The 15,773-nt window shown below is 68.3% G+C and carries 4 protein-coding genes and 3 pseudogenes; 1 reads left to right on the top strand and 6 read right to left on the bottom strand.

What is annotated here, in order from left to right:
- Positions 1-68: 68 nt before the first annotated feature.
- Positions 69-359, top strand: coding sequence for a DUF2782 domain-containing protein (locus EO156_RS07335; RefSeq protein ID WP_003487371.1), 291 nt, complete (start codon positions 69-71; stop codon positions 357-359).
- Between the two features lie 309 nt (positions 360-668).
- On the opposite strand, the gene tssA is transcribed toward EO156_RS07335, so the two are convergent.
- From tssA to EO156_RS07365, 6 genes and pseudogenes are all read right to left on the bottom strand, one after another.
- Complete coding sequence (tssA, locus tag EO156_RS07340) at positions 669-1,712, bottom strand: type VI secretion system protein TssA (RefSeq protein ID WP_029829622.1); 1,044 nt, start codon at positions 1,710-1,712, stop codon at positions 669-671.
- 49 nt (positions 1,713-1,761) lie between these two features.
- A pseudogene (locus EO156_RS07345) lies at positions 1,762-7,188 on the bottom strand (hypothetical protein); the annotation flags it as partial.
- 31 nt (positions 7,189-7,219) lie between these two features.
- Positions 7,220-9,928, bottom strand: a pseudogene (locus tag EO156_RS24605) (filamentous hemagglutinin N-terminal domain-containing protein); the annotation flags it as partial.
- A gap of 11 nt (positions 9,929-9,939) precedes the next feature.
- Positions 9,940-11,616, bottom strand: coding sequence for a ShlB/FhaC/HecB family hemolysin secretion/activation protein (locus EO156_RS07355; protein ID WP_016850058.1), 1,677 nt, complete (start codon positions 11,614-11,616; stop codon positions 9,940-9,942).
- A pseudogene (locus EO156_RS07360) lies at positions 11,613-12,073 on the bottom strand (hypothetical protein). Before EO156_RS07360 ends, EO156_RS07355 begins: the two are co-directional and overlap by 4 nt.
- On the bottom strand, positions 12,070-15,771 hold the full coding sequence (locus EO156_RS07365) for a bifunctional serine/threonine-protein kinase/formylglycine-generating enzyme family protein (protein WP_029829625.1): 3,702 nt from the start codon (positions 15,769-15,771) through the stop codon (positions 12,070-12,072). The pseudogene EO156_RS07360 and the gene EO156_RS07365 overlap by 4 nt, the downstream one beginning before the upstream one ends.
- Positions 15,772-15,773 lie beyond the last annotated feature (2 nt).

Genomic DNA, 15,773 nt, shown 5'->3' on the forward strand with positions numbered 1-15,773 from the left:
TCTACGCTGCACGCCCAGGGCACACCGCGCCAGCGCATACTTGCCGACGCTCAATACGGATAACGACAATGAACAAAGCACGTCTTTTGCTGCTGCCGTTCCTGCTGCTCGGCGGCTGTGCCACCAGCGGCGGCGACCGCGCCGGTGGCGATATCCCGGCTGGCGCCGATGTCACCAGCAAGACCATGGGCAACGGCGACAAGGTCGACGAATACCGCGTCAACGGTCAGCTGGAAATGGTGCGGGTGACGCCGGCGCGTGGGGCGCCTTACTTCCTGTACGACCGCGACCACGACGGGCATACCGACGCGGAAAGGGACAAGGTCAACAAGGTGTATTGGCAGCTTTATAGCTGGTGATTGGGGATTGGAGATTCATAAAGCAGGGGCCGCGGGTCGGAGACGTTCCGTGGCTTTGTTTTTGATCTCTGGTTTGGTGGGTTAGGTGCGCTGCGGCGTTGCTCGTAGAGAATGGCTGACTGAGGCCTGGGTACAGTTCTTCGCATGCCGGCGTCGTGCGCCGCCAGTTCTGCTGCTTTGCGGTGACGGCACGGCTGGGCGCGTGGCTCAGCGTTTTTCCAGTTGGCTGGGCGCACCGCTCGGCTTTCTCCGCCCGGTCCGGTGCACCAGCTGGCCAGCTTGCTCGGCCTGCCGGGCGCTTGCGCAGCTTTAGCTGTCTTCCAGCGGGCCGGTGACGCGTTGCAGTTCGTCGATGCCGGCCGGGGCCAGCTCCTTCATCAGGGCCAGGAAATCGGCGCCGACCAGGCGTTGCGCGCGGCGCAGCAGCATCGGCACCGGGCTGGACGGTTCGTGCCGGGCGTAATAGGCGCAGATCTCTTCCAGCCGCCGCTTCACATCATCGGGACCGGCGATCTCGTCGTTGCGGCGCATGGCGTTGGTTGCCGAGGCGACGGCGTGGCCTTCGCCGGCAGTCTGCTCGCCGTCTTCGGCGATCGCCGAGATGCCCTGCCGCGCTTGCCAGTGCGGCAGCACGAAGCGCTCCAGATCGCGCAGGTCGGTCAGTAGCGGGCGCAAGTCAGGGGCGGCGGTGCCGACACGTTCGCTCAGCAGCGCATCGATCGCGCGCGCCTGCCGCAGCGCTTCGGTAATGGCCTGGGCGGAGGTGGCCAGCGTTTCCGGCGTGCAGTCCTGGCAGCAGGCTTCGATTTCGGCCAGGCTGGGGCCGCTCTGGCCGTCGGGCAGCTTGATGCTGCCATTGGCCACGCGTAGATCGCGCAGGCTGAAGCGGCCCAGCCGCGGCGACTGCACGAACGCGGTGGCGCGCAGCGCGCCGAGCAGGCCCATCGGGTCGCTAAGACCGACCAGCGCATTGATGCGCGAGGTCGGGTCGTTGTCGTCGTCGGCATCCAGTTGCGGATGCACGCTGTCCCAATGGCGCTCAAGCAGGCCATGGATCAACGCCAGCGCGTCGGCCCAGCCCGGCAGGCCGCGCAGGCGCAGCCAGGCGGCGCCGAGCCTGCCGGCCACGCGCAAGTCGCGGCTACGCCGGCACAGGTCCAGCGCCAGCGCCTGTACCTTGTCCCAGTCCGGTTCTTCGGCGGCGATGACGCTCTCGCCCAGCGCGCGCTCGGCGCGGACCGCCGACTCGCGCTCCAGGCGCAGGAACTCCGGGTCGTATTCCAGATCCGGTCCGGCCGGGGCGTCGTCGCCGAGCGGCGCCAGCAGGGTCTCCAGGGAACTGTCGTCTTGCATGGCACGGCCTCCATCGGGGGAGCCGCCGCGGTAAGCGGCGGCAGGCAGATCACTCGGGGCTGCAGACTGCGTCCGGATCGCCGGCATCGCAGGCCGGCTGCTGGTCGTCGGGCAGACGCAGGCCGGGACGGACCAGGCCGAAGGCGCGGTACGGGGTACCGCTGGCCGACAGGTCCACGAAGGCCACGGTGCGGCTGGCCGAACTCTGCGCACGGCCCGCAAACGCCGAGGCCGGCACATTGAAGCCGGAGGCGCCGGCCAGATCGAGCAGGCTGCCATCGACCGCCGTGGCGTTGAAATACGCCGGCGGCGCGCCGATCGCCGCCACGGTCTGGGTGCCGGTGCCGGTTACATAGATCGGGTTCTGCTGCGTACCGATCTGGCCGGTGGCGGCAAAGGTGCCGGTGCCGTTGCGCAACGGCGCGCGGCCGTCCTGGAACAGATTGCCGCGTACCGACAGGAACATCGCGCTGTTGCCGGCATCCACGCTGTAGCTGCTGCCATTGGCCAGCACCAGCAGCAGGTCGCCGCCGTTGGTGAAGCTGAAGCCGTTGCTGGCGGTGACCTCGCCCAGGCTCACCACCCGGTTGTCGATGAAGCGGGCCGCATCGCCCAGCGCCACTGGCCCGCCTGCGCTACCGCTGAGCAGGCCGGCGGTGATCGAACTGCCGGCGCGCTGGCCGATGCCGGCGACAGCCTGCAACCAGCTGGTGGCACCGCTGAGCTGGCCGCTCAGCTGCAATTCGCCGCCACTGCGCAGGCGCAGCGAGGGGCCGCCGGCGACGCGGCCGCTGACCAGCAAAGTGCGGTTGCTGAGCACATCCAGGCCCTGCGCGCTGAAGTCACCGAGCACATCGATGGCGTTGCCGCTGCCGGTGAGCGCGACCGCCCCGGCGGCGCTGCCGCTGAGCTGACCGGCGCGCAGGTTGCCGGCGTCCTGGGTGATCGCCCCGCCGCTGCTCAAGGCCACGCTGGCGCCTCCAATGTCGTGACCGAGTACCACGCCGGTGCCGCCGCGCAGGGCGATGGCGTTGGCGCTGAGCGTGCCGGCGGTAGCGAGCTGACCACCGGCCTGCAGACGCAGGGCATCGCTGGCTTGCGCAGTCGCCAGCAGGTCGTTGCGATCGACGATGGCGATGCTGCTGCCGCGCGCCTGCACCGTGCCCTGGAAGTCGTTATCGGCCGCATCCAGCACGATCGCGCCGGTGCCGGCATCGAGCAGGCTGCTGCCGACCACCGTCAATGCGCCTTGCTGGGCGATGCCGGCAGCGGTGGCCGCAGGCACGGCGATCGCCTGGGCAACGACCGTGCTGGCGTTGGCCGTTGCTGCACTCCCGCTGCGTGCCACCAGCGCACCGCCGATCCGCCCCTGGCCCAGATCCAGGCCGGCGCCGCTGGCGACCTCCAGTGCATCGACATCCAGGTTGCCCAGGACCAGCGCATTGCGATCGCGCACGCTGGCCGTGCCGCCGCCCAGGCTCACCGCCGCCTGGAAATCGTTGCCGGCATCGGTCAATGCAATGGCGGCGCCACCGCTATCGATGCGGGCACTGCCGGTAACGGTCACGGCGCCGCTCTGGGTGACGGCGCCGCCGTTGCTGGCCGCATCCAGATCGCCATTGACCAGGCCAACGCCCAGATTCAACGCACTGCCGTTGCGGACCTGCAGGTCGCCGGTGTTGAGCGTGCCCAGGGTCAAGGCATTGGCATCGCGCACGCTGCTGGCACCGCCGGTCAGGGCGAGCACGCCCTGGAAGTCGTTGCCCGCCGCCTCCAGGGCAATGGCGCCGCCGCCGGCATCGACCGCGGTGTCGCCTGCGACCAGCAATGCGCCGCCGGTCTGGGTGATGGCCGCATTGGTGCTGTTCAAGCGCAGCGCGTTGCTTGCCGTGACCGTGTTGCGCAGCGCGATGCCGCTGGCGCCGGTCAATTGCACCGTGCCACCGCGCAACGCGCCGGCAGTGCGCAAGGTGCCGCCGTTGGCTGTCAGCGTCAGCGCGCCGGTGCCGGCGTCGATCTGGCTGGCCGGCAGGTTCAAGTCACCGCCCGCGACCAGCGCGATCGCCGCGTTGGCACCGCTGCGCACCGCAGCGATGCTGAGGTCGTTGCGATCCTGCACGGCGATGGCATTGCCGGTGAGCGCAACCGCGCCGACGAAGTCGTTGTTGGCATCGGTCAAGGCGATGTCGCCGCTGCCGGCATTCAACGTGGATGCACCGCCGACCGACAACCCGCCGCTCTGGGTGATCGCTGCATTCCCGCTGGTGCCGTTCAACGCGCCACGCACCACACCGCGACCGAGATTCAATGCGCCACTGCTGTTGGCGGTGAGTGCATTGGTGGACAGCGTGCCGAAACTGAGTGCGTTGCCGGCGATCTGCACATCGCCTGCCGTGAGATTGACCACGCCGTCGAAGGTGTTGCCCGCGATGTTGAGCGTGACGTCGCCACTGTCTGCATTGACGGTGGTGGTAGTGCCAACGTTGAGTGCCGCGGCGGTCTGCGTGATCGCGGTGTTGTTGCTGCTCAGCGATAGCGCGTCGGTGGTGGTGATGGTGTGGCCGATGGTGAGACCGTCGCGTGCGGACAGGGTCACGTTACGGCCGCGTAAGTCGCCGCCGGTGCTCATGCTGCCGCCGTTGGCGATCAGGGCAAGATCGGCGGTGCCGGTGTCCAGGTTCTGCGCGGACAGATTCAGTGCGCCGCCGGCGGTCAACGCGATGGTGCCGTTGGCGCCGGCATTGAAGGCATTGATGGTGAGGTTGCCGCTATCGGCCACCGTGATGCCGGTGCCGGTGAGACTGATGCCAGCGCCAAAGCGGTTGCTGCCACTGTTGAGCGCGATGCTGGCGCTACCGGCATCGACGGTGCTGGCACCCACCACGGCGAGTGCGCCGGCGTTCTGCGCGATGGCGGCATTGGTGCTGCGCAGGGCGAGCGTGTTGGCGGTGACGGTGTGGCCGAGCGTCAGGCCGTCGCGTCCGAACAGCGTCACGTCGTTGCCACCCAGGTCTGCGGCCGTGCTCAGTGCGCCGCCGTTCGATGACAGGGTCAGGTTGCTGTTGCCGACCGCGATAGCCTGCGACGGCAGGCTCAAGGTACCGCCGGCCGTCACAACGACCGCGCCATTGCCGGTGCTGGTCAGTGCGGCGAGGCTGAGGTTGTCGCCGTCGGTCACGCCAATGCCGTTGCCGGTCAGGCGCACGCTGTCGAAGTTATTGCCGGCTTGCAGCAACGAAATCGCACCCGTGCCTGCATCGACCGTGGTGGCGCCGCTGACCAGCAGTGCGCCGCCGCTTTGCGTAATCGCGGCATTGCTGCTGGCAAGCGACAATGTGCGCGCGGTGATGTTCTGGCCCAAGGTCAAGCCGCTGTTGGCGCGCAGGCTCACTTCGTCGCCAAGCAACGCTGCCGACAGGCTCAGCTGGTTGGCGATCAGATCGATGTTGCCGCTGCCGTTGTTCAACGTCGTGCCTGGCAGGGCCAGATTGCCGCCCGCGGTCAGCGCGATCGTGCCGCCGTTGTTGCTGGTCAACGTCGAGAGCGTGAGATCGTTGCTGTCGCGCACCGCGATGCCGGTACCGGTCAGGCGCATGGCGCCCTGGAAATCGTTGCTGCCATCGGTCAGCGCAATGGCGCCGCTGCCGGCATTGAGGGTGGCGGCAGCATCGACGATCAGTCCGCCGGACTGGCCGATGGCGCCATTGCCGCTGGTGGCAGCAAGCGTGCCGGCAACGCGACCGCTACCCAGGCTCAATGCGCCGTTGCTGGTGACGGTGAGGCTGCCGGTGTTCAGCGTGCCCAGCGTCAAGGCGCCGCTGTCGCGGATCGACACGCCGTTGCCGGTCAGGCTCACTGCGCCGCCGAACTGATTACCGGCGCTGCCCAACGCGATCGCGCCGGAGCCGGCGTTGACGCTGGAGGTCGAACCGATACGCAAGGCGCCTGCGGTCTGGTTGATCGCGCCGTTGCTGGTGCCCAGTGTCAGCGTGCCGTTGTCTGCGCGCAGCGTCAGGTCATCGCTGCTGGTCAATCCGCTGCCAGGCAGCGTGAGCGAGTTGCCTGCGGTGAGCGCGATGGTGCCGGCGCCACCGTTGGTGAGCGAGACCACGCTGAGATCGTTCGCATCGACCACGGCGATATTGCGACCGGTCAGTGCAATGCCGTTCTTGAAATCGTTATCGCCTGTCAGCGAAATGGCGCCACTGCCGGCATCGACGGTAGCAAGACCGCCGACGTCGAGCACTCCTGCATTCTGGAAGATCGCGTTGGTGGTGGCAGTCAGGCCCAAGCTGCCACTGGCGGTGACGTTGTGATTGAGGACGATCCCATTGCGTCCGCCTAGGCTGACGTTGCCACCGCTCAAGCTGCCATTCGTGCTCAGTGCACCGCCATTGGCGATCAGGCTGAGCGCGCCAGTGCCGTTGCTGAGGTTTTGCGTGGGCAGCGTGAGTGCGCCACCGGCGGTCAGGGCGATGGCGCCATTGGTGCCGTTACTGATCGAGGAGACGCGCAGGTCGTCACGATCGACCACGTTGATGCCGGTGCCGATCAGGCTGACGCCACTACGGAAATCGTTGCTGCCATCGGTCAGCGTGATGGCGCCGCCGCCGGCATTGAGGGTGGCGGCAGCATCGACGATCAGTCCGCCGGACTGGCCGATGGCGCCATTGCCGCTGCTCGCAGCAAGCGTGCCGGCAACGCGACCGCTACCCAGGTTCAATGCACCATTGCTGGTGGCGGTGAGGCTGCCGGTGTTCAGCGTGCCCAGCATCAAGGCGCCGCCGTCGCGGATCGACACGCCGTTGCCGGTCAGGCTCACTGCGCCGCCGAAGTGATTACCGGCGCTGCCCAACGCGATCGCGCCGGAGCCGGCGTTGACGCTGGAGGTCGAACCGATACGCAAGGCGCCTGCGGTCTGGTTGATCGCGCCGTTGCTGGTGGACACCGACAACGTGCTGCTGGCGATGCCGGTCGCCAGCGTCAGTGCGTTGGCGCTGAACAGCGAGACCGCATTGCCGACGAGATCGCCGCCCAGTGTCAGCGTGCCGTTGTCTGCGCGCAGCGTCAGGTCATCGCTGCTGGTCAATCCGCTGCCAGGCAGCGTGAGCGAGTTGCCTGCGGTGAGCGCGATGGTGCCGGCACCACCGTTGGTGAGCGAGACCACGCTGAGGTCGTTCGCATCGACCACCGCGATATTGCGGCCGGTCAGTGCAAGGCCGTTCTTGAAGTCGTTATTGCGTGCGAGCGAAATGGCGCCGTTGCCGGCATCGACGGTGGCCAGACCGCCGACGTCGAGCACGCCCGCATTCTGGGTGATCGCGGCGTTGGTGGCAGTCAAGCCCAGGATGCCGCCGGCGGTGACGTTGTGATTGAGCACCACGCCATCGCGCGCGCTCAGGCTGACGTTGCCACCGCTCAAGCTGCCATTCGTGCTCAGTGCACCGCCATTGGCGATCAGGCTGAGCGCGCCAGTGCCGTTGCTGAGGTTTTGCGTGGGCAGCGTGTGCACCGCCATTGGCGATCAGGCTGAGCGCGCCAGTGCCGTTGCTGAGGTTTTGCGTGGGCAGCGTGAGTGCGCCACCGGCGGTCAGGGCGATGGCGCCATTGGTGCCGTTGCTGATCGAGGAGACGCGCAGATCGTCACGATCGACCACGCCGATGCCGGTGCCGGTCAGGCTGACGCCACTACGGAAATCGTTGCTGCCATCGGTCAGCGCAATGGCGCCGCTGCCGGCGTTGAGGGTGGCGGTAGCATCGACGATCAGTCCGCCGGCCTGGCCGATGGCGCCATTGCCACTGCTCGCAGCAAGCGTGCCGCGGACGCTGCCGCTGCCTAGGTTCAACGCACCGTTGCTCGTGGCGATGAGGTTGCCGGTATTCAGCGCACCCAGCGTCAGCGCGCCAGTGTCGGCGATGCGGGTGTCGCCTCCGGTCAGCGTCACCACGCCCTGAAAATCGTTGGTCGCTTCGTCCAGTTCGATGACGCCGGTTCCGGCACTGACGGTGCTGGTGCCGGTGGCGGTCACGCTGCCGCCGGTCTGGGTGATTGCGCTGTCGGTCGTGGTCAGTGCCAGCGTGCCGCTTGCAGTGACGTCATGCGCCAGAGTCATGCCGGCAGTGCCGGTGAGGTCCACGTTCGTGCCGGCCAACGCGGCGCGCGTGGTGAGGCTGCCGCCGCTGGACAGGGTGAGGTTGGCGCTGCCGGTGTTGATCGCCGCTGCCGGCAGGGTCAATGCACCGGTGGCACGCAGCGACAGTGCGCTGTTGTTGCCAAGGCTCAAGGTGCCGATCGACAGAGTGCCGGCAGCGTTCAACGAGATACCGCGCCCGGTCGCGCTGACCAGATCGCCAAAGGTATTGCCACTGTTGTTCAGCGTGATCGCACCGGTGCCGGCCGTGAGGTCGCTGGTGCCGACGATGGTCAAGCCATCGGTTCCCGACTGCGTGATCGCGCCGTTGTTGCTGGTGGCGAGCAACGCGCCGCCCACCCGGCCGCTGCCCAGGTTCAACGCGCCGTTGCTGGTGGCGGTGAGATCGTTGCTGTTCACCGCACCCAACGTCAGCGCGCCGCTGTCGCTGATGCGTGTGTTGCCGCCGGTCAGCGCCACCGCACCCTGGAAGTCGTTGCTCGCACCGTCCAGCGTGATGGCGCCGGTTCCGGCATTGATGGTGCTGGTGCTGGTGCCGGTGGCGGCCACGCTGCCGGCGGTCTGGGTGATCGCAGCATTGGTGGCGGTCAATTTCAGCGTACCGCTTGCAGTGACGTCGTGCGCCAGCGCGATGCCGCCGCGACCGGTGAGGTCCACGTTCGTCCCGGCCAACGCAGCGCGCGTGGTGAGGCCACCGCCGCTGGCCAGGGTGAGGTTGGCGCTGCCGGTGTTGATCGCCGTTGTCGGCAAGGTCAAAACGCCACTGGCGCTCAACGACAGGGCGCTGTTGCTATCGAGGTTCAATGTACCGATCGAGAGATTGCCTGCCGCGTTCACGGCAATGCCGTTGCCGCTGGCGCTCAACAGGCCACCGAAGGTATTGCCGCCGTTGGTCAACGAAAGCGCACTGCCGGACTGCAGGAACTGGCTGGTGCCCGTCACCGCCAGCGAACCGGATTGGGACAACGCGACCGTGTTGGTCAGGCTGAGGTTGCCGCCTACGTCCAGGTTGCCGAGGCCGCCGATCTTGTTGGCCCCGCTGAAGGTGGCACTGCCACCGATAAAGCCACCCAGGCTGCCGGCGGTGTAGATGCCGGTCTGCTGTACGCCGCGGCCGGTGCTCAGGGTGATGGCCCCGGTGCCGGCATCGATGCTGCCGCCGCCGGCGACATCGAAGCTGCCAGCGCCGGAGGCGATCAGCGACACGCTGCCGTCGGGACCAGTGGACAGCGACGACGCACGAATGGTGCCACTGTTGTTGATGAGTCGATCGAAGATGCCTTGCGCCGCGCGCGCCTGCAGCTGGATCGCGCCGCCTGGCGCGCTCAGGGTGCCGGAATTGTCCACCGCCTCGGTGGCCAGACTCAGCTGCAGCGGCTTGTCGATCAGCACGCCGAAGCCGCCGCTTTCGAACGTCAGCGTGGCTGCGTCGGCACCGGCGAGGGTGATGTTGCCGGCGGTGGCGGTGATGGTGCCGCTGTTGGCGACCCGGCCGCCGATCAGCGTGGCCGACCCGGCCGCCGCATTGATGGTGCCGCTGTTGGAGACCAGCGCCACGGTATTGCCGCCGGCGTCGAAGACGTAGTTGCCGTTCATGAACTGGGACACGCTGGTGCCCAGCGTACTGACCACCAGGCCACCGACATTGATGTTGGCGGTGCTTCCGAGCAGCACGCCGTTGCTGTTGAGCAGGAACACCTGCCCGTTGGCAGTGAGGTTGCCGAAGATCTGTGTGGGGTTGCCCCCCTGCACCAGGTTGAGGACCACCGAGGTGGTCGTTGGCTGGTTGAAGGTCATCGTCGCGGCCGAGCCGATGTCGAACGCCGACCAGGTCAGCGCCATGCGCGAGGAGGTCTGGTCGACAACCCGGGTCGTGCCGCTGGCAGCGTTGATGGTGCCGGTGCCGCCGACGATGCTGCCGCCGGTGGGCAGCTGGTTGGCCGCCACCTGGGCCAAGCCGCTGACCGGCATGGCCATCAGCGCAGCTGCCAGCGCGAGGGCCAGCGGGCGATGACGCAACGGGAGCGTGCGCGGCGAGTTCGCGGGATGGATGGTGGCGTGCATGCGCAGATCCCTCAAAAAGTGAAGCCGAAACGCGTGTAGATGCGGGCGTCGTCGCGTCCGTCGGAGGCATTGCGCGCGCCGGTCGGAAGCGCGGCGCTGATGCGCCATTCGAAATTGGCGTACTGCGGCAAGCGGAAGGTCAGGCCCACGCCGGCGGCATCGAAACTGGCCGGTGCCAGGCGGCCATTGGCGGCGAACACGCGGGCGTGGTCGGCGAAGACATCCAGCTCCAGCAATTCGCGCCAGGGCCGGCCATTGAACGGCGATGCGGCATCGGCAAAACCGGGGGCGTCGATGTGGTATTCAAGCGCGGTGTAATACCCGCGGTCGCCCAATGCATCGGAGACCGGATAGGCGCGCACGCTGTCCGGCCCACCGACAGCGAACTGCTCCATCGGGGTCAGCGTATCGTCGCTGTATTGGCCGTTGAACTTGAAGTAAAGCCGCTGCGTACGGGTGAGGTATTGCAGGCGCGTGTAGGCGAGCCGCGCGATGGTGAAATAGCTGTCGCGACCGGGGCTGATCTGGTCCACCGGCGCCGAGCGGTCGCGCAAGGATTGGCGCACGCTCACCTGCAGCAGATCCACACCGCGCCAGCGCAGATCGGTGCGCCGCAACGACAGGCCCAGTTCGGCGACATCGAACTGCTGGTCGGACAACTGCATGCCCAGCGCACTGAGCTTGGATTGCTCGCGCAGATAGCGCGCCGAGCCCTGCAACTGCAGCGTTTGGCTGTTGATGAATTTCCAGTCGGCGCCGGTGTAGACGATGGAGGTCGGCCCCTTCAGGCCAAGTCGGGCGAACACGCCGTTGCGCACTTCCAGTTCGCTGCGGCTGGCGCCGATCACCGCGCTCAGGCCGGACACGCTACCGATCGGCAAGCCATACGACAGCGCGCCGATCTGGCTCTGCTGCGGCGCCAGCGAATAGGCGTAGTTGGCGGCGAACACGTCGCCCAGGCCGAGCGGGCTATTCCAGGTAATGCCGGCCTGGGCGCGATAGCGGCCGGTCAGCTCGGTGCCGTAGTTGTTGCCGCCCAGGGTGATCACATACGGGCGGGCGGCCTCGCTGGCGACCAGCACCACGTCGGTCTCGCCTTCCTTCTGGCCGGGCTGCAATACCGACGACACCGACACCCCGGGCAGATCGCGCGCATACAACAGCGCGGCGTCCACGTCCTGCTTGCGCAGCGGGCGGCCCTGCAGCTGGCGCAGCGGTGCCGACAAGGCGTTGCCGCGGTAGCGTGCGGCGCCCTGCACGCTGATCTGGCCGATGCGCCCTTCCAGCACGCGGATCTCGATCAGTTGATCGGGCCCCGGCGTCTGCGCCGGCAGATAGGCCGTGCTGACGATGAAGCCGGCCTGGCGATAGGCGCGGGTGATGGCGTCGGCCACCGCCTGGAGCTGGTCGAAGCGCAACGCCACCACCGGCTGGCCCTGGGCCAGCTCGGCGAAGGCAGCGTCGGCCACGGCCTGCATGCGGGGCGGGTCGATGCCGGCCTCCGGGTAGTGGCCCACATCGCGCACGCGAAAGCCGCGCACCTGCAGGGTGACCGCATCGGTCCGGTCCTTCATGGCCGGCACCGCCGCTGCGGACTGCGCAGCAGCCGTAGCATCGGTCGGCGATTGCGCCCACGCGGGTGCGGCCAGCTGAAGGCACGCGGACACCGCCGCGGCCAGACACGTCATACGCATACGTCCATTTCCCCTAGACCATCCGTTGTTGCGCATGGCCGACGTGTCCCGCTGCATAGACAGGCGCCACAGTGGCCACTGCACAGCGGGTGGCGTGTCTGACCTCGCCACTTGCTGAACGTCGATCAAACCCTGACGTACATTTATGCAATGTTAGCAAGATTATTGCGATGGTCATCACAATTACGAAGACTGCGACCACCTGACTGCGCAGTTTGCGTGTGACCCGATACCCCGAAAGCGGGCTCGTCCGAGCATCAGAGGAACTCGGCAAGGCGTTGCGCAGGGTCACCCCCTGGGTCTGCCGGGCGGCGTCCAGCACGCGCCGACGGCGTGCGCGGTATTGCTCGCGGTCGAGTTGGCCCTGCTGATGGGCCAGCGCCAGCGCCTGCAGCTGCGCATTGGCCGGATGCGCAGCGGCAGCGGTGGGCGACGGCGGGGTAGCGCTCATGGCAGCTCCCGCAGCACGCGCAGGCCCACGTCCGGTTGCGCCGAGCCCTTGTCGGCACGGCTGGCCTGCACCGTGCAATCGGACCAGTAGCTGGAAAAACTTCCGCCGCGCGCCTGCACGCCTGTTCCGGTCGACACCCACTCCCAGACATTGCCGGTGAGATTGATCAGGCCCCAGGGATTGGCATCGCGTCCGCGCGCCGACACCGGTGCGCGAGCAGCATCGCCAGCGCTGGCGTTGGGCGGCACGCAATTGCTGTCTTCGGCCTGCCGCCAGTTGCTGGCCGCCTGCGCGGCATGCAGCCATTCGGCATCGCTGGGCAGGCGGTAACGCCAGCCGCCGCTGGCGATGGTGAGCCAGCGCAGATAGGCCTGCGCCAGGGTCAGGCTGATGTTGCGCACCGGCGCGCGCGCCAGTTCCGGGGTGGCGGCGGCCTGGGCGGTGCAGCGGCCGGTGGCCTGGCAGAACAGGTTGAAATCGGCCACCGCCACTTCGCCGCGCGACAACGCATACGGCTTGCCGCCGGCGATGGCCGGGATCACCACCAGCATCGGCGCGCGGGTCTGCCCGAGTGTGTCGAAGCACGCCGCACCACGCCCGGCCAGGCCAGCGCAGGGATCCGGGCCGGTGGGCACCGGCGGCAGGCTGTCGGCATCGTCCACGTTGGCGGGCAATGCCGCAGCGGCGGCGGGGTCGCGCGCAGTGGTTGGGGTGGCGGCGGCAGGCCTGGCAGCGGATTTGTCGCGCGCCGGTTTTACGCCGACGGCAGGCGTAGCTGTCCCGGTGGCGCTGCCTGGCGGCACGCTGTCGTCGGCCGGCGCATCGGCGGCGCGCGCGCGTTGCAGACGCGCCGACAACGAGCCTTCCGGCAATTGGCCGGCCGCCTTCATCTGCGCCTCCAATTGCGCCAGCGCGGTGGCATCGGTGCGATAGAGCGTCTGCAGGCGCCCGGCGAGTTGCTGGCGTTCGCTGGGCGGCAGCGCGCCAGCAGTCATCACTGCGGCGGCCACCGCATAACGGGTTTGCGCGCTGCGCAGTTCGGCGCGCTGGCCGAGCGTCTGCAACCCTTGCCTCAGCAGGTCGGCCGCCTGGGCGTATCGCCCCTGTGCGAACGCATCGCCGGCGGCATCGCGATACACCTGCGAGAGCAGTTGCGGGCCTTCGCTGCGCAACAGCGGATGGCCCGGTTGCAGTGTGCGAATGCGCGCCAGTGCGTCGCGGGTCTTGCCCAGATCGTTGGCGGCGGCGGCGCGGCGCAGCGATTCGATCCGCGCGGCCAGTTCGGCCTCGGCGCTTTCGCGTGCCAGCGCTTGTTCGAACTGGTGCTCCAGCGTCTGCAGGCGCATGCGCTGGGCCAGCAGGCTGGCCGATCGCGGGGCCAGGCCCAGGCCGAAATCCACCAGCGCCTGCGCGCCAGCCAGCTGTGCGGGGTCGCTTTGTACGGCGACCGCCGTGCTGATGGCCTCGGCCAGCGCGCTGCCCTGGCTGCTGCGCTCGGCCGCCGGCAGTGCGGCCAGTTCGGCGTCGATGCGCGCGCGCCAGGCAGGGTCGGTACTGGGGTTTGCCAGATCGGCAGCCAGCGCCGTGCGTGCGCTGTCGGCATCGCGCGGCGTGGCGGCAACCGGTGTACGTCTGACTTGCTGCTCGGCCACGCCGACCTCGGCGCTGCGCAACTGCAGGCGCAACGAGTCCGGGAAGGCTGCGCGCGCCTGTTCTACTTCGGTCCGCGCGGTGGTGAGTTGCCCGGCGGCCACCGCCTCGGCGATGGCCGCGTCCAGCCGTACTTCGAGCGCGGAATGGCGCAGCAGGCTGCTGCCCGGATCGATGCGTCGCACCTGATCGAGCGTGGCCAGCGCGTTGTCGGGCTGGGTGCGGAACAACAGCCCGGCATCGAGCTGGCGGTTGAGCGTGGTGTCGAGCGCGTTGAGGCGTTGGTTCTTTTCGCGTTCGATGGCCTGGCGGCGCGCATCCAGCGCGGGCGAATACAGCCGCAGCCGGTCGCGCAAGGCGAACACCTGCAACGCGCCGCGGTAATCGTCGCGGCCGTTGGCCGGATTCCACAGCGCGTCCAGGCGGCGCAGCAGGAAATCTTCGATGAGGTCGCTGCGGTCCATCAGCACGCGTCGGCGGTCGTCTGCGCTCAGGCTGGACAGCGCCTGCATGGCCTGGGTTTCGTCGCGGTAGTGCTGCGGGTCCTGCGCACCGAAGCGCGCGATGACCTCATCCAGATGGCGTTGATGCAGATAACGCGATGCGCCCCACCCGCCCACGCCCACCAATGCGAGTGCGGTGGCACCATAGCCGATCAATGGCAGCGCGCGCTCGCGCAGCGGCACCTGGCGCAGGCCGTCGAGCAACTGGTCCACGCGCGTGAGCCGCTGCGCAGCCGGGAACGCTACGGCCGCGCACAAGGTGGCGTACTGGCGACGGGTCAGGCCCGGCACCGGCCGCGGGCGGCGGCCTTCGCGCAGCGCCACTTCGGCGCTGAGTTTGTCGAACGGGTGCTTGCCGGTCAGCAATTCGAAACACACGCAGCCCAGCGCGTACAGATCGTCGGCCGGTGTGGGCGCTTGGCCGCGAATCATTTCCAGGCTGGCATAGGCCGGCGTCAATGCGCCCAGCGTTGCCGCATCGAACACGGTTTGTTGGCCCGCCACCTCGGCCGCATGTTTGCCGGCGCGCGCAATGCCGAAGTCGAACACCTTGGCCACGCCATCGCGGGTGACCATGACGTTGCCGGGCTTGAAATCCGAATGCACGATGCCGGCCGCGTGCGCGCGCATCAGCGCGCGGCCCATCCCATCGATCAGCGGCCAGGCCTGCTTGAGCGGCATGCCGTTGTAGGCCTGCTCGCGGATCAGCGTTTTCAGATCGCAACCGTCGATGTATTCCATGGTCATGAAGACCAGGGTGCGATCCTTGTCGAAGTCGTACACGCGCACGATGTTGTCGTGCGCCAGTTTCTGCGAGCGGCGCGCTTCGCGCTGCAATGCGACCAGTGCGTCGGGATGGCGGCGGAATTCGTCGCTGAGCACTTTGACCGCCAGCCACGGGTCGCGGTCGCGCGCTTCCACCTTGCGTTCGTCGCGCGCCAGATACACCACGCCCATGCCGCCGCGGCCGAGTTCGCGTTCGAGCTGGAAGCGGCCCTTGAGCAGGCTGCCGACACCGGCATGATCGCCGCCGGCTGCTTCGGCCAGGTGCTGCCAGCTGGACACGCTGGCGGTACCGGCCGTGCCAGTGCCAGTGCCAGTGCCGGTCTGCGTGCCGAGGTTGGGGTGCGTGGCCAGCCCCAGGCTGGTGAGGCTGGGTGCATCACCGGACACGGGCTGCGCCGGTTGCACGCGGGTGATGTCGTTTTCGGCCATGCGCGCCGGGCCCGGTCGTGGCATCACCACCGTGGCATCGTCGTCGACCACGGTTGGCGTGGGCGTTGGCTCCTGCGCTGCCGATGGCGCAGGCGCAATCGCAGGCGCGCGATCGCGCAACGCATCCAGCCGGCTCACCAGGGTGGTCACGGTGGCATCGTCGAGCAGGTGCTGGCGTTGCAGCGTCCACAGCGTTTCCACCCCGGCGCGGTATTCGGCCTCCGGCACTGCAGCGCGCCTGCCCAGCGCGGCCAGGACCGCGTTGAGGTCGAGTGCGCCGCGGCGCATGGCGGTGACCAGTTCGGTCACGGTGGCAGTGTCTTCGTGCATGC

It is taken from the genome of Xanthomonas sp. DAR33341, from assembly GCF_003992815.1.
GTDB classification, from domain to species: Bacteria; Pseudomonadota; Gammaproteobacteria; order Xanthomonadales; family Xanthomonadaceae; genus Xanthomonas; species Xanthomonas cissicola.